The sequence below is a fragment of the Amycolatopsis sp. NPDC059021 genome, assembly GCF_042739895.1.
In the GTDB taxonomy this organism is placed as follows: Bacteria; Actinomycetota; Actinomycetes; order Mycobacteriales; family Pseudonocardiaceae; genus Amycolatopsis.
Genome location: NZ_JBHYIQ010000075.1, coordinates 22,296 through 40,034, shown reverse-complemented (window position 1 = coordinate 40,034; position 17,739 = coordinate 22,296). Strand labels below are relative to the sequence as shown.

The 17,739-nt window shown below is 71.3% G+C and carries 15 protein-coding genes; 7 read left to right on the top strand and 8 right to left on the bottom strand.

Going from position 1 to position 17,739, the window contains the following annotated elements; all coding sequences use genetic code 11:
- Positions 1 to 7: 7 nt before the first annotated feature.
- Together ACFWX1_RS34155 and ACFWX1_RS34150 are read right to left on the bottom strand one after the other, a co-directional pair.
- A complete protein-coding gene (locus ACFWX1_RS34155; protein WP_378393889.1) occupies positions 8 to 1,324 on the bottom strand; it encodes a sensor histidine kinase in 1,317 nt (438 codons plus the stop codon).
- On the bottom strand, positions 1,321 to 2,049 hold the full coding sequence (locus tag ACFWX1_RS34150) for a response regulator transcription factor (RefSeq protein ID WP_378329344.1): 729 nt from the start codon (positions 2,047 to 2,049) through the stop codon (positions 1,321 to 1,323). Before ACFWX1_RS34150 ends, ACFWX1_RS34155 begins: the two co-directional genes overlap by 4 nt.
- A 144-nt stretch (positions 2,050 to 2,193) precedes the next feature.
- Here ACFWX1_RS34150 and ACFWX1_RS34145 point away from each other — a divergent pair, with 144 nt between their 5' ends.
- The 4 genes from ACFWX1_RS34145 to ACFWX1_RS34130 all read left to right on the top strand — a co-directional run bounded on the left by ACFWX1_RS34145 (position 2,194) and on the right by ACFWX1_RS34130 (position 6,344).
- On the top strand, positions 2,194 to 3,303 hold the full coding sequence (locus ACFWX1_RS34145) for an outer membrane lipoprotein carrier protein LolA (RefSeq protein WP_378393888.1): 1,110 nt from the start codon (positions 2,194 to 2,196) through the stop codon (positions 3,301 to 3,303).
- A complete protein-coding gene (locus ACFWX1_RS34140; RefSeq protein ID WP_378393887.1) occupies positions 3,300 to 4,307 on the top strand; it encodes an ABC transporter ATP-binding protein in 1,008 nt (335 codons plus the stop codon). Before ACFWX1_RS34145 ends, ACFWX1_RS34140 begins: the two co-directional genes overlap by 4 nt.
- On the top strand, positions 4,304 to 5,188 hold the full coding sequence (locus ACFWX1_RS34135) for an ABC transporter permease (RefSeq protein WP_378393886.1): 885 nt from the start codon (positions 4,304 to 4,306) through the stop codon (positions 5,186 to 5,188). The genes ACFWX1_RS34140 and ACFWX1_RS34135 overlap by 4 nt, the downstream gene beginning before the upstream one ends.
- A gap of 394 nt (positions 5,189 to 5,582) precedes the next feature.
- Positions 5,583 to 6,344: a DUF4253 domain-containing protein gene (locus ACFWX1_RS34130; RefSeq protein ID WP_378393885.1), complete on the top strand. Its 762-nt coding sequence runs from the start codon at positions 5,583 to 5,585 to the stop codon at positions 6,342 to 6,344.
- A gap of 506 nt (positions 6,345 to 6,850) precedes the next feature.
- On the opposite strand, the gene ACFWX1_RS34125 is transcribed toward ACFWX1_RS34130, so the two are convergent.
- Complete coding sequence (locus tag ACFWX1_RS34125) at positions 6,851 to 9,661, bottom strand: BTAD domain-containing putative transcriptional regulator (RefSeq protein ID WP_378393884.1); 2,811 nt, start codon at positions 9,659 to 9,661, stop codon at positions 6,851 to 6,853.
- 68 nt (positions 9,662 to 9,729) lie between these two features.
- On the opposite strand from ACFWX1_RS34125, the gene ACFWX1_RS34120 reads away from it, so the two are divergent.
- Both ACFWX1_RS34120 and ACFWX1_RS34115 read left to right on the top strand, forming a co-directional pair.
- The gene (locus tag ACFWX1_RS34120; RefSeq protein ID WP_378393883.1) at positions 9,730 to 10,671 is read left to right on the top strand and encodes an o-succinylbenzoate synthase; all 942 of its coding nucleotides are present in this window, start codon (positions 9,730 to 9,732) and stop codon (positions 10,669 to 10,671) included.
- Positions 10,672 to 10,860: 189 nt separating this feature from the next.
- Entirely contained in the window at positions 10,861 to 11,088 is a 228-nt protein-coding gene (locus ACFWX1_RS34115; RefSeq protein ID WP_378393882.1) for a PspC domain-containing protein, read from the top strand.
- A gap of 231 nt (positions 11,089 to 11,319) precedes the next feature.
- Here the strand turns inward: ACFWX1_RS34115 and groL are convergent, their stop codons facing one another.
- The 5 genes from groL to ACFWX1_RS34090 all read right to left on the bottom strand — a co-directional run bounded on the left by groL (position 11,320) and on the right by ACFWX1_RS34090 (position 16,389).
- Complete coding sequence (groL, locus tag ACFWX1_RS34110) at positions 11,320 to 12,948, bottom strand: chaperonin GroEL (RefSeq protein WP_378393881.1); 1,629 nt, start codon at positions 12,946 to 12,948, stop codon at positions 11,320 to 11,322.
- A gap of 239 nt (positions 12,949 to 13,187) precedes the next feature.
- Positions 13,188 to 14,708: a serine/threonine-protein kinase gene (locus ACFWX1_RS34105; protein ID WP_378393880.1), complete on the bottom strand. Its 1,521-nt coding sequence runs from the start codon at positions 14,706 to 14,708 to the stop codon at positions 13,188 to 13,190.
- Positions 14,709 to 14,774: 66 nt separating this feature from the next.
- A complete protein-coding gene (locus ACFWX1_RS34100; RefSeq protein WP_378331716.1) occupies positions 14,775 to 14,981 on the bottom strand; it encodes a cold-shock protein in 207 nt (68 codons plus the stop codon).
- Between the two features lie 103 nt (positions 14,982 to 15,084).
- A complete protein-coding gene (locus ACFWX1_RS34095) occupies positions 15,085 to 15,708 on the bottom strand; it encodes an AIM24 family protein (protein ID WP_378393879.1) in 624 nt (207 codons plus the stop codon).
- 3 nt (positions 15,709 to 15,711) lie between these two features.
- Positions 15,712 to 16,389 (bottom strand): TIGR00266 family protein, encoded by a 678-nt coding sequence (locus ACFWX1_RS34090; RefSeq protein WP_378393878.1) that lies wholly within the window; start codon positions 16,387 to 16,389, stop codon positions 15,712 to 15,714.
- A 73-nt stretch (positions 16,390 to 16,462) separates the two neighbouring features.
- Between ACFWX1_RS34090 and glp the strand changes: the two genes are divergently transcribed.
- Positions 16,463 to 17,668: a gephyrin-like molybdotransferase Glp gene (gene glp, locus ACFWX1_RS34085; RefSeq protein WP_378393877.1), complete on the top strand. Its 1,206-nt coding sequence runs from the start codon at positions 16,463 to 16,465 to the stop codon at positions 17,666 to 17,668.
- Positions 17,669 to 17,739 lie beyond the last annotated feature (71 nt).

The following is a 17,739-nucleotide window of genomic DNA, read 5'->3' as shown; positions in this document are numbered from 1 at the left end:
GCAGAACCTACTGGGCCATCCGCCAGGTCACCTGGAACCGGGCACCGCCGTCGGGCGACTCCCCCACCCGGACCGTGCCGCCCCGCCGCCGCACCGTTTCGGCGACCATCGCCAGCCCCAGGCCGGTGCCGCCGGAGGAACGCGCGCGGTCGTCGGAGACCCGGTAGAACCGGTCGAACACCTTCGCGCGGTGCTCCGGCGCGATTCCCGGCCCGTCGTCGTCGACCACGACCCGCACGCTCGAGCGCGTCACCAGCACCGAGACCACGATCATGCCCCGCGCGTACCGGCAGGCGTTGCGCAACAGGTTGTCCAGCACGACCTCGACCTCGGCATGCGCCGCCCACGCCCAGGCCTGCGCGACGGCGCTGCTCACCCGCGTTTCCGGGGCGCCGGCGGGCAATCGGCCCACCGCGGCGCGGACCTCGCTCACCAACTCCACCGGCTCGCCGGGCGGGATTTCTCCGGCGTCCGAACGCGCGAGCGTGAGCAAGCCGTCGAGCAGGGCGGACAGCCGTTCGGCCTCGGTGAGGATGTCCGAAAGCGTCTCCTGCGCCAGCTCGGGATCCGGATTGGTCACGGCGACCTCCGCCTGCACCCGGATCGACGCGACGGGTGAGCGCAGTTCGTGCGCGGCGTCGCCGGTGAACCGCCGCAGCCGCTCCTTCGCCTGTTCCTGCCGGACGAGCAGCGCGTTGAACTCCTCGGCGAGCGCCCGCAGCTCGTCGTGCGAGTCGGGCAGCGGCAGCCGCTCGCCCGGCGGCAGCGAACGCACCGAACCCCGCATCCGTGCCACCGGCCGCAGCGCCATCCGCACCACCAGCCAGGTCGCGAGCCCGGCGACCAGCGCCCCCACCGACGCGACGACGACCAGCCAGACCCCGCCGTAGTGCACGGCCGCGGTGAACCCGACCAGCCCTGCCCCGGCGGCGACCAATCGCTGGCTCCCGTCCGGCGCGCTGACCACGGTCCCCAGCCAGCGGACGCCATCGGTCTGCACCGGCTGCCCCGCCTTGAGCAGGCCGACCTGGTCCGCGCCGAGACCGGACGGCGGCTGGCCGTCCACCGGGCCGCCCGCGATGTCGAGCACCCGCACGGTGACCGGGGACGCGCCGGTGAGCGGCTGTCCGGCCGCGACTTCGGCGGTCGCCGGGCCGAGCGCGCTCTTGAGCGCCCCGTCGACGGAATCGACGAGCAGCGGTTCGAGCTTGTTCGCCGCGAGCGCGGCGAGACCGAGCAGGCAGCCGAGCGTGATCGCGGTGGCCAGCAGGGTGATGCGGACCTGCAGCGACCGGCCGCGCCACCAGGACGGCGACCCGATCACCCCTGGCCCGCCGGCGTGATGACCTCGTCGAGTTTCTCGTCGGAGGCCAGGTAGCCGTGCCCGCGCACGGTGCGCAGCAGGGCACCGGCACCCGCCGATTCGAGCTTGCGCCGCACGTAGCCGACGTACACCTCGACGAGGTTGCGCGTCACGGCCTGCTCCTCACCCCAGACCGCGCGCAGCAGCTCGTCCTTGGTCACCACCGTGCCGGCACGTCCGACCAGCACCTCCAGCAGCGCGAACTCGCGCGGGCTGAGCGGGATCTCCGTACCGTTCCAGCGGACCTGGCGCAGCCCGCGGTCGATTTCGAGCGCGCCCAGCCGCAGCGCTCCCCTGGTGGCCTCCGGCCCCGCCCGGCGCAGCACCGCGCGGACCTGCGCGACCAGCACGACGAACGAGAACGGCTTGACCAGGTAGCCATCGGCGCCGAGGTCGAGCCCGTCGGCCTGGTCGACCTCGCCGTCCTTGGCCGAGATCATCAGCACCGGCGTCGCGATCCCTTCGCCGCGCAGCCGCTCGAGGACCCGGTAGCCGGACAGTCCGGGCAGCATGATGTCGAGCAGCACGACGTCGAACGAGCCCGTCCGCGCCAGCTGCAATCCGCTCGGGCCGTCCGCCGCCGTGACGACGTCCATCCCCTCCGCGCGCAGCCCGCGCTGCAGCGCCTTGCGCACGCCCAGCTCGTCGTCGACCACCAGTACCCGAGGTTTCACAGCACTCATCATTCCCGGTTCGTCCGGATCACGGGTGACCTCTCAGCGCCATCTCAGCCTGGAGAGGGGACCTTCAGGGATATCTCAGTCTCGGGCGGGAAGTGTCGTCGCTGGGAGCCGGGCAACACTGGAGCCCGGGATAACAGGGAGAGACGCATGGATCCGAAGAAGAAGGCCATCACCGCGGCCGTCGTCGGCACCGCGCTCGGTGTCGGCGGGCTCGTGTTCGCCGCGATGCCCGCGAGCGCCGGGGACGCTCCCGCGCTGCCGCCGGTCAACGCGGACGACCTCGTGCAGTCCGTGGTGACCGCCAAGCACGAGGCGTTCGACGGCACGCTCAAGATGACCAACAACCTGGGGCTGCCCGCGGTCGGGAACGCGCTGCCGGGGGTCGGCACGCTCAACGCCGACTCCGCGCACGTGTTCACCGACGGCAACGGCAAGAGCAAGGTGTCGATCACCCGCGGTGCCACGCAGGAGACGATCGTCCACGACGGCGCGACGGTCTGGGACTACAGCTCCAAGAACAACAGCGTCACCAAGACGACGATCCCGGCCGACGCGCTCGGCAAGGCCAAGGCCCACGAGAACGGCCAGGTGACCGACCCGAGCACCGCCGCCTCGCAGATCCTGGGGAAGGTGCGCGAGTCCAGCAACGTCGCGGTCAACGGCACCGCCACGGTGGCGAACCGTCCGGCGTACGAACTGGTCCTGACGCCGAAGCCGACCGAACGCACGCTGCTGCGCGAAATCCGCGTCGCGGTGGACTCGCAGACCCGGATGCCGCTGCGGCTTTCGGTGCTCAGCAACGGCACCGCCACGCCGGCGCTGGAGATCGCGTTCAACGACATCAAGTTCGCCCCTCAGGCGGCGGACCTGTTCACCTTCACCCCGCCGCCGGGCGCGAAGGTGACCGAGAAGCAGCCGAAGATCGACGACAAGACCCGTGCCGAGGCCGAGAAGTTCGCTGACGGCTTCAAGTTCGTCGGCGACGGCTGGGACACCGTCATCACCGGCAAGCTGCCCGCGGACGCGCTGAACTTCAAGCAGCAGCAGGGCCAGAGCCAGGAGAAGCAGGGGCACGAGGGCCGCAACGGGGACCCGAGGGCGCTGCTCGACCGGTTCGCCAAGAAGGTCAGCGGCCCGTGGGGCAGCGGCTACCTGGTCACCACGAAGGTGGGCACCGGCGTGCTGACCGACGACGGCCGCTTCGCCGCCGGAGCGGTGCCGGAGCAGGTCCTGTACGAAGCGCTGGGCGCGAAGTGACCAGCACGGTCGAAGCCGGGGCGGCTGTCTCGAACGAGGCAGCCGCCCCCGCGGTTCCGCTGGCGGCACGCACGCGGGGGCTGCGGAAGGTGTACCGGGGCACGGTCGCGGTCGACCACGTCGACCTCGACGTCCCGGAGGGGGCCGTGCTGGGCATGCTCGGGCCGAACGGCTCGGGCAAGACCACCACGATCCGGATGCTGCTGGGCCTGGTCCGCCCCACCGAGGGCGAAGTCGAGTTGCTCGGCAGGCCGATGCCCGACGACGCCGCGCACGCGCTGCCCGACGTCGGCGCGCTGGTCGAGGGGCCGGGATTCCACCCCTTCCTGTCCGGACGGGACAACCTGCTGCGCTTCGCCGCCGCGGAACCGCGGCTCGCGTCTGCGGGCATCCCGGCGGCCGTGGACGCGGCGCTCGAGCGCGTCGGGCTCACCGACGCGGCACGGCGGCGGTACAAGGGCTACTCGCTCGGCATGAAGCAGCGGCTGGGGCTCGCGAGCGTGCTGCTCGTGCCGCGCCGGATGGTGGTGCTGGACGAACCGACCAACGGCCTCGACCCGGCGGGTACCAGGGAGATCCGCCGGATCATCGCCGAACTGCACGCGGACGGCGTCACCGTGCTGGTGTCGTCGCATCTGCTGGCCGAGGTCGAGGCGACCTGCACCCATGTCGCGGTGCTCCAGTCCGGGAACGTGGTCGCCCAGGGCGAGCTGGCGGACCTGCTGGAATCGGGCAACGCGGCGCTGCTGGTGCGGACACCGGACGCCGAGCTGGCGATGGAAACGTTGCGGGAGAACAGGATCGGCGCCCGGCTCACCCCGGACGGGGTCCGTGCGGACCTCACCGCGACCCCGGCCCCGAAGGTGCTCGAAGTGCTCGTCGGCGCCGGAGTCGCCGTGCACGAGGCGACCCGGGCGCGGACCGGGCTGGAAGACCTGTTCGCGCGCCTGACCCAGGCCGATTCGTCCACAATGGACGAAGCGGCTGTCGAGGGGGAATCATGACGCAGGCTCTCGCGACGCCGGCGGTGGCGTCCCGCACCGGGCACGACACCGTGCCGCTGTTCAGGCTCGTCCGCGCCGAACTGCGCTGGATCTTCCGCCGTCCGCGCACGCTCGCCGTGCTCGGGCTGCTCGCGCTGGTCCCCGTCGTGATCGGCATCGGGCTGACGTTCGTGTCGGAGAACGACACCTCGGGCGGGCCGCCGGACGACAGCGGCGGCGCGCTGCTCGCCTCCGCCGTCAACAACGCCTTCATCCTGCCGATCGCCGCGCTGACCATGACGCTGACCCTGCTGCTCCCGCTGGCGACCGCGATGGCGGGCGCCGACGCGGTGGCGGGCGAGGCCGCGCACGGCACCCTGCGCGGCTGGCTGATCGCGCCGGTGAGCCGGGGCAGGCTGCTGGCGGTCAAGGCGTTCGGCGTCGCCACCGTTTCGGTGGTTTCGGTGCTGGCGATGGTGATCACCGGCATGGCCACCGGCCTCGTCATCAACGGCGGCGGCGCGCTGTTCACGCTGTCCGGGAGCACGCTTTCGCTGGGCGGCGCGCTCCTGCGGATCCTGCTCGTGGCGGGCTGGATCGTGCTGCAGCTGTGGGCCGTCGGCGCCGTGGCGCTGGCGATCTCGACCTGGACCGAGCATCCGATGCTCGTGGTCGCGACGGTGCTCGCCACCGACATCGTGTTCACGATCCTCGGGTTCCTGTCCTCGCTGAAATGGCTGCACCCGTTCCTGCTGACGCGGAACTGGTCGGTCGCGCCCGCCGAGGTGCTCACCGACCCGATCGGCACCTCGATGCTCGGCGAGGGCGCGCTGCGCGCCGCGTGCTACATCGTGATCGGCCTGTCGCTCGCGTACGCCCGGCTGTCCACACGGGACGGCTGATCGGCTTTCTGGCGTGACCGGGGGTTGGTCCGTGAATGCCACATTGGGGGACGCTGATTCCCTCGATGTGGCATTCACGCCCTCGCCCCTCGCCCGGACCGCGCCGCGGCTGCTCAGCCGCGTCCTGCCCCCGTCACGCCGAACCCGGGTTGTCCACAACCACCCCGGTTGTCCACAGATTCGCCGAGGCCCCGTTTTCGTCGCCCCTCCCCGATAGACTGTTATCGGGGTCGCCCCCCAGGGCGGGAGGGGGCTGCCCACACGGGGGTGAGGCGCGGCGGAGCCGCTGAACTGGGGTTTTGGGAAGCCACCAATCGGGGGAGTGAAACTGTCGGTGGTTCGAACTAGTGTTCGTATCGGCAGCGCAAGCCGAACACCAGTTCGAGGGGAAATCATGACCATCGCACCGATCCGCCCCGGCAGCGGGGCACCACCGGTCCAGACCCTGCCGCCCGGCCACTGGCACGGCCGTATCTGGGTGTCGGACACACCGCTGACGCGACCGGAGCGGTATCTCGGCTGCGTCGCCGAGTTCGAGCGGTCGGGGCTGTGGCCGGTGCTGATCCCGCACGATCAGCGGTTCGCCGCCAATGGCGAGGACTGGATCGACGATCGCGGCAGGCTCGCGCCCGCGCAGCACCGCGTCGCCTCGGCGGATCCGGAGGCGGTGCTGGCCCGCTGGTGGGACGGCTCCTGCTGTGACGGCGCCTGCCTGCGCCCGTTCGGCGCCCGGTTCCCCGGCCTGGCCCGGCGGACCGCCCGCAAGTCCGATCCGCTGGCCGAGGCGGGCAACACCGGATCGGTGCTCGCCGCGCGCGGGCAGCACCGGCTCGGCCTGGTCCAGACCGAGCGGCCCGCCGACATCCCGGCACTGCTCGGCTGGACCGGAATGATCAAGTCGACCGATCAGGTCGCCGAACTCTCCGCGGTGCTGCGCAGCTGGGAAGATCGGTTCGGCGCGACGCTGATCGTCCTCGGCTTCGACTCGCTGGAGCTGTCGGTCGCGGCACCGCCTCGCACGCAGGCGCGGGCGCTGACCGTCGCCGCCGAGCATCGCGCGTTCAGCCTGCCCACGTTCACCGGCCAGCCGGGCACCCTCCGCGAGTACGCGGCAAGCCTGGTCCGCGCGCGACACTGGAGGTTCTCCTGGGCCTGACCACCCGCTCCACCCGCGTGTCCGTGACGCCAGGGCTGATTTCGGGACGCGTGTCCGGTTTTCCGGTACACCCGTCCTTGATCCACTCGCGCCGCCGGGCACCGCACGCCTTCCGGAGCAAACCCGTCGCCTGGGCAGCCCGCCACAGGTGCCATCACCAGCGCCTGCGCCTGCGCGCCCGGCGCCGCGGGTGAGCACCCGAGAAACCCCCACCGGAGACAGGAACAGAGCGATGATCGACACCGCACCCCGAACGGTCCAGACCAGTACCGCGGACTCACCCGATCGCTGGGACGTCCATGCCTCGCCGTGATCAACTTCGCGCCACGCCCACCGTCGAAAGGCGGAGGCTGACGTTCGACAGTCAGCGGACAGTGAGCGGCTTCGTGTTGAGTAAGGACGCGGGGGCGGGTGGCCTGCGTGTTGTGACTGGGGGTCGACACGCGGGTCGCCCGCGGCAGGCTTCCCCGCCCGGTCAGGCTCCACCCGATCAGACTGCGCCCCGGTCAGGCAGTCGCGCCGACGAGCGCCGCGAGCTTGGCGCGTACGTCGTCGGCGTCCGGATGGCCGAGTTCGGTGAGCAACCGGACCGAACGCAGCCAGCAGTCCCTGGCCTCCGCTCTCGCCCCGTGCCGCAGGTGGTGGGAGCCGAGCTGCGCCAGTACGTCCGCCGCCTCGTACTGCTCGCCCATCGTGAAGAACATGTCGACGGCCCGCCGCATGCACGCGATGCCCTCGTCGTACTTGCCGAGGCCGATCAACGCGGTTCCACGGGTGTGCAACGAAAAGCGGCCGTCCTCGGGCCTGCCGTTCGGCCGCTCGATCGCCAGCGCGGTGTCCGCAAGCTCCAGCGCCTGCCCGTGGTCGCCCATCGACGTGCAGATGTCGCCGAGCGCCCGCAGCACACTCGCCTCGAACCCGCGGAGGCCGAGGCTCCGCACGATCCGCAGCGCCTCGACGCCGTGCTCGTACGCCCACGGGAGATCGTCGAGGTTGTGCGCGGCCATCGCCAGGTTGTACTGCGCCCGCGCCTGCCCTTCGGCCGAGCCGAGCTCACGCTGGATCGCCAGCACCTGTTCCAGATAGCGCCGCGATTCCGCGTAGTCCCTGGCGACACCGTTGACGACGCCGAGCCCGCTGAGGATGCCCGCCTCGCCCGGCCGGTTCCGTTCGGCCCGCGCCGCCTCGAGCGCGACCTCGAACACCGCGCGCCAGTCGTCGAGCCGGGCCTTCGCGGCGAAGTAGGACTGCGCGAGCCAGGCGAGCTGCCAGCACGAGCCGTACAACCGGAGGTCACAGGCCAGGTGCACGGCCGCGATGAGGTTCCCGCACTCGTCCCCGAACCAGTCCAGCGCTTCGTGGTAGTCACCGAACTCGAGCCCACCGGTCCCGTCCGCGTCCAGCAGCCGGTAGTACCGCTCCGGGCGCATCGCGTACGACGCGTTGAAGGCCGAGGCCAGATACCAGTCGACGAGCCGGGTGAGCGCGGCCGTCCGCGTCTCGCCCGTGTCGACACTCCGCGAGACCTCGTCGGCGTAGGCCCGGATCAGGTCGTGGAACTGGTACCGGCCGGGGCGCGGTTCGGAGAGCAGATGAGCCGAGGTCAGCATGCCCAGCAGCAGCCGGGTCCGCGCCGGGTCGAGCCCCGCGATGGCGGCCGCCGCCGGCGCGGTGAAATCGACCCCCGTGGACGTCCCGAGCAGCCGCAGCAGACGCGCCGCCTCGGGGTCCAGCGCCTGGTAGGAGTACGAAAACACCGAGCGGACGTTCGTCTCGTCGCCGTCCGAGAGATCGAATGACCCCAGCCGGTCCGGCTCGCGTTCGACCGCGGCGACGAACTCGCCCAGCGGCAGATCCGGGAACTGCCCCGCCCGCACGGCGAGGATGCGGATCGCCAGCGGCAGGCCACCGCAGTGCCGCACGAACCGTTCGGTCGCGGCCGGATCCGCGCTCGTCCGCTCCAGGCCGATCGTGGAGGCCAGCAACGCGACGGCGTCCTGTTCGTCCAGTTCCTCCAGCGCGATCCGCCGCGCGCCGTAGGTCGCGACGAGCGCCCGCAGCTGCCAGCGGCTGGTCACCAGCACCAGACAGCCCGGCCCCGGCAGCAGCGGCCGTACCTGCTCGGTGCTGTTCGCGTTGTCGAGCAGGATCATCAGCCTGCGGCCCGCGCTGTGCGTCCGCCACAGCGCGGCGCGATCGTCGAGCCCGCACGGGAGTTCGTCGGCCGGGACGCCGACAGCGGTGAGCATCGTCTGCAGCGCGGCGAGCGGCTCGACGGGGTCACCGGGGCCGTAGCCGCGCAGATTGAGATACACCTGGCCGCCGGGAAAGCGCTCGCCGATCTCGTGCGCGAAGTGCACGGCGAGCGTGGTCTTGCCGATGCCGCCCATCCCCTCGATGGACGCGATCGGCGTCGACGTGCCCGCGTCCAGCGCCTCCGGCATCAGCGCGTGCAGCGCCTTGAGATCGCTTTCCCGGCCGGAGAACGCCCGCAGGTCCGCGGGGAGCTGGCGGGGCACCAGCGGCTCCGCGGCGATCCGGTAGTGCGCGGGCTGCAGGCCGATGACCTCCTCGTCCTCGCCGGTCAGGATCATCTGCCGGGTGTGCTGCAACGACGCGCCGGGGTCGAGGCCGAGTTCCTCGGCGAGGACGGAGCTGATGCGGTCGTACACCTCGAGCGCCTCGGCCCGCCTGCCCGAGCGGTACAGCGCGATCATGAGCTGCTCGTGCAGCCGCTCACGCAGCGGGTTCTCCCGGGTGATGCGGCTCAGCGCGAGGATCAGCGTGCCGTACTCGCCGACCGCGATCACCGCGTCGGCCCACTGCTCGCGCACCCGCAGCCGTTCCTCGGTGAGCTGGCCCGCTTCGTCGCGGTGCAACGCCTCGGATTCGACGTTCTGCAACGCGGGCCCGCGCCACTGGGCGAGCGCGTCGGCGTAGTGGGCGACAGCCTGACGGAGTTCGCCGCGCTCCACGGCGGTCTTCCCCCGGTCGGCCAATGTGCGGAACCGGCTGAGATCGAGCGCGCTCTCGTCGACTTCGATGAGGTAGCCGCCGCGCTCGGTGTGCACCGTCACCTGGTCGCCGAGGGCGCGGCGCAGCCGCAGGACGTAGGTCTGCAGCGCGCCCTTGGACCGGCGGCGGTCGTCGTCCCACAGCCACCGGCCGAGCTCGTCGACCGAGACGACCTGGTTGGCCCGCAGCAGGAGTCCGGCCAGCACGATGAGCGGCCTGCTGCCTCCCAGCTGCAGCGGCCGCCCCTCGGCCAAGACCTCGGCCGGACCCAGCACACGGAAATCGAGGCCCACGATCGTCATTCTGTCGGGAATCCTGCCGTCAAGCACGCGTTTCCCGCCGTTCATCCCGGGTGGCATGATCGGCGGCGATGAAGGTCTACGCGATCCCGTTGCGCAATCGCTTCCGCGGCATCACGGTCCGTGAAGGCGTGCTGATGCGCGGCTCCGCCGGCTGGGGCGAGTTCTGTCCGTTCGCCGACTACTCCGACGCCGAAAGCGTCCCCTGGCTCGCCGCCGCGCTCGAGGCGAGCGAGCACGGCTGGCCGGCACCGGTACGCGAACGGGTCGAGATCAACACCACCGTCCCGGTGGTGAGCCCGGAGAAGGCCCACGCGCTCGTCCGTGCCTCCGGCTGCCGCACCGCGAAGGTGAAGGTCGCGGATCCCCGGTCCTCCCTGGCCGACGACTGCGCACGGATCGAGGCCGTCCGTGACGCGCTCGGCCCGTCCGGTGCGATCCGGGTCGACGCCAACACCGCCTGGGACGTCGCGACCGCGGTCCACGCGATCAAGGCGCTGGACAAGGCGGCCGCGGGCCTGGAGTACGCCGAGCAGCCGTGCGCGACGCTCGACGAACTCGCCGAGGTGCGCCGCCGCGTCGAGGTCCGGATCGCGGCCGACGAGTCGATCCGGCGCGCGGAGGATCCGCTGAAGGTGGCGGTGGCCGGTGCCGCCGACATCGCGGTGCTGAAGGTGGCCCCGCTGGGTGGCGTCCGGCGCGCACTGGAAGTCGCCGAGGCCTGCGGACTGCCCTGCGTGGTGTCGTCCGCGGTGGACACCAGCGTCGGGCTGGCCGCGGGACTGGCACTGGCAGGTGCCCTGCCCCAGCTGGAATTCGCGTGCGGGCTGGGCACGATTTCCTTGCTGGAAGGCGATGTCAGCACCGCATCACTGTCCCCTGTGGACGGTTACCTGCCGGTGCCGCGGCAGGCGCCGGAGCCGGACCTCGCCGATTCCGGCGCCGTCGCCGCCTCGCCTGAAGTCGAGGCCGCCTGGCTCGACCGCCTCGCCCGCGTCCGCGCCCTGAGCTGAAGGGGACGTTCCTCTCATAGGACGCGCTGAAGGGGACTTTCCTCGCATGCCATGCGACGAAAGTCCCCTTCAGCATCCCCCGGCACCCGATTTACCCGGACCCCGAGCCGTCTCAGGGTCGGAGTCCAGGGTCGGCTTCCGGGCCGTTCCCCGATGTGGCGGTGCCCCGGTCCGGGCGAACATTGAGCCATGACGAACAGCGTGTACACCCCGGAAAAGTCCATCAAGCAGCTCCGCCGCAGCCGGACCGACAAGATGATCACCGGCGTCTGCGGTGGCGTGGCCAGCTACTTCGGCGTCGACGCCTCGATCGTGCGGATCGCGCTCGTCGTCGGCACCTTCTTCTCGGCGGGCACGGGAATCCTGCTCTACGCGGCCGCCGCGATCCTGGTGCCCGAGGAGGGCACGGACTCCTGACCCTGGCGGGCACCGGTCGCAGGGGGAGCGGTGCCCGCCGGAGGATCCGGGGTGCACCAAGGGGGCATAACGGCCCGGAGGCGAAACCGCCTCCGGGCCTTTTGCCGTCCGCGGGGCCGGGTCATGCTGAACGCCCACCGGACCTGCCCCGGCACAAGACTCCGCAGCACATAAAGAAAAGCCCGGCCCGCCGAAGCGGACCGGGCTTTCCCGGGGTTCAAGCAGCCGGACTCAGAAGTCCATGCCACCCATGCCACCGGACGGGTCGGCCGGAGCGGCGGCAGCCTTCTCCGGCTTGTCCGCGACGACAGCCTCGGTGGTCAGGAACAGCGCCGCGATGGAAGCGGCGTTCTGCAGCGCGGAGCGGGTGACCTTCGTCGGGTCCGGAACACCGGCCGCGAGCAGGTCCTCGTACTCGCCCGTGGCGGCGTTGAGGCCGTGGCCCTGCGGCAGGCCCTTGACCTTCTCCACCACGACGCCGCCCTCGAGGCCGGCGTTGATCGCGATCTGCTTGAGCGGCGCCTCGACGGCGACCTTGACGATGTTGGCACCAGTGGCCTCGTCGCCCTCGAGCTTCAGGCCCGCGAAGGCGGCCTCGGCTGCCTGGATCAGGGCCACGCCACCACCGGCGACGATGCCCTCTTCCACGGCGGCCTTGGCGTTGCGCACCGCGTCCTCGATGCGGTGCTTGCGCTCCTTGAGCTCGACCTCGGTGGCGGCACCGGCCTTGATGACGGCCACGCCGCCGGCCAGCTTCGCCAGCCGCTCCTGCAGCTTCTCGCGGTCGTAGTCCGAGTCCGAGTTCTCGATCTCGGCGCGGATCTGGTTGACGCGACCCTGGATCTGGTCGGCGTCGCCCGCACCCTCGACGATCGTGGTCTCGTCCTTGGTGATGACGGCCTTGCGCGCCTTGCCCAGCAGGGAAAGGTCGGCGTTCTCCAGCTTGAGGCCGACGTCCTCGGAGATGACCTGGCCACCGGTCAGGATCGCGATGTCCTGCAGGATCGCCTTGCGGCGGTCACCGAAGCCCGGGGCCTTGACGGCGACGGACTTGAAGGTGCCACGCATCTTGTTGACGATCAGGGTGGCCAGCGCCTCGCCCTCGACGTCCTCGGCGATGATCAGCAGCGGCTTGCCGGACTGGATGACCTTCTCCAGCAGCGGCAGCACGTCCTTGACGGTGGAGATCTTGGAACCGAAGAGGAGGATGTACGGGTCCTCCAGCTCGGCTTCCTGACGCTCCGGGTCGGTCACGAAGTAACCGGAGATGTAGCCCTTGTCGAAGCGCATACCCTCGGTGAGCTCGAGCTCGAGGCCGAAGGTGTTGCTCTCCTCGACGGTGACGACGCCTTCCTTGCCGACCTTGTCCAGCGCCTCGGCGATCAGCTCGCCGATGGTGCGGTCAGCGGCCGAGATCGAGGCGGTGGCAGCGATCTGCTCCTTGGTCTCGATCTGCACGGCGGCCTTGTGCAGCTGCTCGGTGACGGCCTCGACGGCCGACTCGATGCCCCGCTTCAGGCTGATCGGGTCGGCGCCGGCGGCCACGTTGCGCAGGCCCTCGCGCACGAGCGCCTGGGCGAGCACGGTGGCGGTGGTGGTGCCGTCACCCGCGACGTCGTCGGTCTTCTTGGCAACTTCCTTGACGAGCTCGGCCCCGATCTTCTCCCAGGGGTCCTCGAGCTCGATCTCCTTGGCGATGGAGACACCGTCGTTGGTGATCGTCGGCGCGCCCCACTTCTTTTCGAGCACGACGTTGCGGCCCCGCGGGCCGAGGGTCACCTTGACGGCTTCGGCGAGGGTGTTCAAGCCGCGCTCGAGACCGCGGCGGGCGTCCTCGTCGAACGCGATCAGTTTGGCCATTGCGGTGTGGTCCTCCGGTATTGGGCGCTGCTGGTCCGCCGCCAGCGCGACGGCAGCAGCAGGACACGTCCTTACGGCCAGGCTCGGTGCCCGCGACGGACGACTGCGCCCCGTTAGGAGCCAGCCTCACCGTCCCGACCTTCAGGCGCGCGGTCGGTGACCGAGCGCCTGGCACTCGACGGCGTCGAGTGCCAAGTTCGTGTTTAGCACTCCCCGGATGAGAGTGCAAGAACACCAGGTCAGGAACTCGGCCTGATCGAGATGGACGTCGGCGGGGCCTTCAGCGAGGACGACGGCGCGTTCGAGCCCGACCCGCCGGGGCCGACCGGGATGTTCGGCGCGGTCGTCGCCGGTCCGCCGCCCCCGGTGCCGGAGTCGCTGCCGAACAGGAAGATCGCGCCCACGACGAGCCCCGCGACCACGAGCACGCCGACGGCGATGAGGATCCACTTGGTGGCGCCGCCGCGCTTGGTCTGCTGGAAGGTGTCGGCGCCGCCGACCTGCGCGGGCGGGCGCAGCCGCATCGGGTCGCCCTGCTGGCCGTAGCCGGGCGGCGGGCCCTGCGGGGGCATCCCCGGCTGACCGGGGAACCCGGGCTGCTGGCCGGGATAGCCGTAACCGGGCGGCGGCCCGGCGGGACCGGGCTGACCCGGCGGGCCGGGTGGCATGCCCGGCGGCGAGTAGCCGTAGCCGGGGGGCGGACCTTGCGGTGGCTGGCCGGGCGGCGGCCCCTGGGGCGGGCCCTGCGGCGGCTGGCCCTGCGGCCCCTGTCCCTGGCCGTAGCCGGGCTGTTGTCCTCCGTACGGTTGCACGGGGCCCCCTTCTCCCTGCACTGCTGCGTTGTGCGGCGGTCCGGGCCGCACCGGAGCCTGCACCGGCGCGGATCCCGGCGGACCAGGTGGCTGGTCCGACGTCGCGAGCGGGCCGAGGGCCTGCCGCGCCGCGGCGATCATCTCAACACAGCTGGGGAAGCGATCGGAGGGATTCTTCGCCATTCCCCGGCGAATCACCTCGTCGATGCCCCCCGGAAGGGCGACCACCCGGGAGATGGACGGCGGTTCGCCGTTCAGATGCCCCTTGATCACCGTCGGGACGTCGCCCTTGAACGGCGGGCTGCCGGTCAGGCAGGCGTAGAGCACGCAGGTCAGCGCGTACTGGTCGGTCCGCCCGTCCAGCGGCTCGCCGCGCAGGTGCTCGGGCGCGGCGTAGGTGGGCGAGCCGAGGAAGTCCCCGCCGCGGGTCCGGTGGCCGGTCGCGCCGCGGCGCGTCAGCCCGAAGTCGGCGACGTAGACGTGCTCCCGCGTGGTCTCCTTGCTCGTGACCAGCACGTTCGCCGGTTTGACGTCGAGGTGCACCAGACCGCGGTTGTGCAGCGTGTCCAGCGCGTCCGCGACCTGGTCGAGCAGGGACAGGGCTCGAACAGGCGCGATCGGGCCGGACGAGATCAGGCCGGCGAGGTCCCCGCCGTCGACCATGCGCATGGCGATGTAGAGCATGCCGTCGAGCTCGCCGAAGTCGTACAGCGGCACGACGTTGGCATGGTCGATCGCGGAGGTGTTGCGCGCCTCGTCCACGAAGCGCTCACGGAACTCGGCGTCGGCCCCGAGGTGGTCACCGATGACCTTCAGTGCCACCTTGCGTCCGAGCCGCACGTCCGTGGCCTTGTAGGTCACGCTCATGCCGCCCTTGCCGAGCACCGCGTCGATCCGGTAGTTGCCCAGCCGGCGACCGGTGAGGTCCCCCGACACATCGCCTGTCACGCAGCGCAGCCTAACGCCCTGGTTTCGGAGGCCGCTTCCGGTTCGCCCAACCGGTCACTTCGCCGGTTACGAAACTTTCCGTACGTCAGCCGCCTGGCTGCGTCCGTCCCTGCCCGCCTGCACCTCGAACTCGACCCGGTCGCCTTCGTCAAGGGTGCGGAATCCCTCCGCCTGGATGGCCGAATAGTGGACGAAGACGTCCGGCCCTTCCGTGGATTCAATGAACCCGTAACCCTTTTCCGAGTTGAACCATTTGACGGTGCCGACTGCCACGGCGCCCTCCCTCAGCACAAAGGATCCGCTGTCCGGCAACGGATGGAGTGAAGTTCACGCTACCGGAATTACGGGTGGCGGCAATGGGCAATTCGTCCCAAGGTCAGCTTCGGGAAAGACGACGGTTGCGGGCTTGTACCAGCACGGTGCCCGGACCGGCGAAGTCGAGCGCGAGACCCTCGCCGGTCCGCAGCGACTGCGGCCCGCTGGGGTCCACCGCCCGCAGCCTGCACTGCACGCTGTCCGGATAGGCCAGCAGGTAGTCCGGGCTGACCGTGACGAGTTCCCCGCGCGCCAGCTCGAACTGCTCGACCGGGCCGGGCGCGGCCAGCACGAGCGAGCCGGTTCCGCTGTAGTGCTCCAGAAAACCGGAGTCCGCGCCGAACAACTGTTGCAGCGGCGGCCACGTCTGGTCGTGCCGGATCGACGCCGGCCGCGCCAGCAGCGCGTCGCGGTGGACCGACCAGCCCGCCGAGCCGTCGAACTCGAGCGGGTAGACGTCGCCGGGCGCGACCGGCGCGAAGTCGATCCAGCCGCCGTCGCCGGGCGCGGTGAAGACCGACGGACCGGTCTTGCCCGCCCGCACACCCCCGCGCGACGGCACGGTTTCGGTGACGCCGAAGCTGCTCGCGAGCATCGTCTCCCCGGTGGCCTGCACGGCTTCGCCGGGGCTGAGGAACACGCGGGCGACACCGAAGTTCGGCGTGTGTCTGGTGTGTACGCGCATGGCTCAGCGGCTCGGGACGTGACTCAGGATCCAGCTGATCAGCGAGGACGGGTTCCGCGTCTGCGTCATCACCTGGCCGGGGCCCGCGAAGTCGAAGACGAGGCCCTCGCCGCTCTTCATCGACTGGATGATGCCGGTGGAGACCTTGCGGACCTGGTACTGCACGGTGTCGGCGTAGGCGACGACGTGCCCGGTGTCGATAGTGACGACCTCGCCCTGCTGCAGCGTGATCGTTTCGAGCGCGCCATAGCAGGCGACGACGAGCTGTCCCTGCCCGGTGGCGTGGGTGAGGAAGCCGCCCTCGCCGCCGAAGAGGTTCTTGAACCCGCCCCACTTCGTCTCGGTCTGGATCCCGTGCGAGGACGCGAGCCAGCAGCCGCGCGTGACGCACCAGCCGACCCGGCCGTCGAGCTCGACGACCTGGATGTCGCCGGGAAGGTTGGCCGCGACGTCGACCCAGCCACCGTTCTGCGGCGCGGTGTAGGTGGAGATGAAGAACGACTCCCCGCCCAGCACGGCCCGGCCGAGGCCCTTCATGATCCCGCCCTGCGCCCGCGACTCGACCTGCACGCCGTAGCTGGTCGCCATCATCGCGCCGGACTCCACCCTGGCGGGCTCGCCAGGGGCGAGCATGAGCCGAGCGACCGCGAACGCCGGCTGCTGCCGGAGGTGAACCTGCATTTTTTCTCCCCGAACTTCTCGTGTGACGCGGGAGAGTGTTGCACGAGTGGCGGTTGCGGGGAGGATGGTCCGCGTGATCTCCGTCGACGCCTACCGGGACCGGGTGACCGAACTGCTCGGCACCACGCCCGCCACCGCTGTTCCGCTGGCCGACGCCGCCGGGCTCGTCCTCGCCGAGGACGTCCGCGCCGGGGTGTCGCTGCCGCCCTTCGACAACTCCGCGATGGACGGCTACGCGGTGCGCGCCGCCGACGTCGCCGGTGCGGGCAAGGACACACCGGTGGAACTGCCGGTCGCCGACGACATCCCGGCGGGCCGGATCGACGTCGCGCCCCTGAAGCCGGGCACCGCGCACCGGATCATGACCGGCGCGCCGCTGCCGCCCGGCGCGGACGCCGTCGTGATGGTCGAGGACACCGACCGCGGCACGGACGTCGTACGGATCTTCGCCGCGGCCGGGGCGAACGCGCACATCCGGCGGCTCGGCGAGGACGTCGCCGAGGGCACCGTGGCGTTGCGTGCCGGGACCGTGCTCGGGCATTCCCAGCTCGGCCTCGCCGCGGCGGTCGGGCTGGCCGAGGTTCGGGTGCACCGGCCGCTGCGCGTGCTCGTCGCGTCCACCGGCTCGGAACTGGTCGACGCGCCGGAACCGTTGCGGCACGGGCAGATCTACGAGTCGAACAGCGTCATGCTGGCGGCCGCGATCCGCGGGCTCGGCTGCACGGTCGAGGTGATCCGCAGCGTCGTGGACGACGTCGGCGAGTTCCGCGCGGTGATCGAACCGAAACTCGCCGACGCCGATCTGCTGGTCACCTCGGGCGGGGTCAGCGCGGGCGCGTACGAGGTGGTCAAGGACGCGCTGACCGGCCAGGGCGTCGAGTTCGCCAAGATCGCCATGCAGCCGGGCGGGCCGCAGGGTTCCGGGCGCTGGAACGGCGTGCCGGTGGTGACCCTGCCCGGGAACCCGGTGAGCGTGCTCGTGTCGTTCGAGGCGTTCCTGCGCCCGGCGCTGCTCACCGCGCTGGGCCACACCGATGTCGGGCGGCGGCAGGTGCGGGCGCGGCTGACCGAGCCGATGACCTCGCCCCGCGGGCGGCGTCAGTACCGGCGCGGTGTCTACACCCCGGTCCTCGGCGAGGTGACCGGGATCGTCGGGCCGCGCGGCGGGCCCGGATCGCACCTGCTCGCCGCGTTCACGCAGGCCAACTGCCTGATCGTGCTGCCGGAGGACGTCGACGCGGCGGCCGAGGGCGAGGAGGTCGACGTCCTGCTGCTCTGAAGCTGCTGAAGGGGGTCTTTAGACGCCTGGGCGAGGCGGGAAATCCCACAGCCCCGGGCGCGGGTGGGGAA